The sequence below is a fragment of the Capnocytophaga sp. oral taxon 863 str. F0517 genome (assembly GCF_000466425.1).
GTDB lineage: Bacteria > Bacteroidota > Bacteroidia > Flavobacteriales > Flavobacteriaceae > Capnocytophaga.
Window position 1 is genome coordinate 611 of sequence record NZ_KE992183.1, and the last position, 327, is coordinate 937.

Consider the following 327-nt stretch of genomic DNA (forward strand, 5'->3'; position numbering starts at 1 on the left):
CGTCCGCATTGCGGGCGTAGTTGCGGCTTTTGGAAGTTGTAGCATTCGGATTGGCTGGTGTTTGCCCAGCAAGGAGCGTTTGCGGAAACAGTCTGTGATAGGTATCGTCGTCGATGATACGTTGGAGTTCGCGGTTGAACTTTCGCGCCTTGATCGCGTTGTAGGAGACAATCGCGATACGCTTATCTGGTTGGTGTCCTAAGATAAAGGCAGGGAGCCTTCTGGTAGCTCCTTCACTTTTCCCATGCTGGGGTGGCATGGTGATCATCAGCTTTTTGATGTGGCCATAGGCGAATTGGGTGAGTTGGTCGTAATAGGCCTCGTGGA

General features: G+C 52.3%; 1 pseudogene. It reads right to left on the bottom strand.

Annotation, left to right across the window (positions count from 1 at the left end):
- A pseudogene (locus HMPREF1551_RS14095) lies at positions 1-327 on the bottom strand (hypothetical protein); the annotation flags it as partial.